A 408-nucleotide genomic window follows, 5' to 3' on the forward strand; every position below is an offset into this window, starting at 1 on the left:
GGAGGGATTGGCAAAACGGTTTTTCTCGATGTTCCAGCGGATATTCGCCGTGAGCATGCGGAAATAACTCAGCTTGGTGGCGAGGGAAAACGTTGAGAAATCGGTAATATCACGAAAATGCTCATAGTCGACACCGGCGAGGATGGCATTGCGGGTTTTAACACGTAACGAAGCCGAACGACGATCATCGAGCACCATGGCCATTACGCCAAGCAATTCCCCTGCGCTGATAATATTGATGGTCTCGCTGTTGTCATCTGCCATCACTTCCAGCTCGCCACGCAAGAGAAAATAAAGAATATTGGCAGGGGCATCCTTGTGCAGAATGAGTTCTCCCTGTTCGGCAAAACCGAATTGGGTCTGAGACATCAGCAGTTCGAATTGCGTTTGATCGGTACTGATCAGTTC

General features: G+C 49.3%; 1 protein-coding gene. It reads right to left on the reverse strand.

The window, feature by feature from the left end:
- Nucleotides 1-408, reverse strand: a 408-nt coding sequence (locus Q4563_RS16580; RefSeq protein WP_303605269.1) for a cyclic nucleotide-binding domain-containing protein, incomplete at both ends; no start/stop codon positions are given.

The organism is Gilvimarinus sp. 1_MG-2023 (assembly GCF_030548285.1).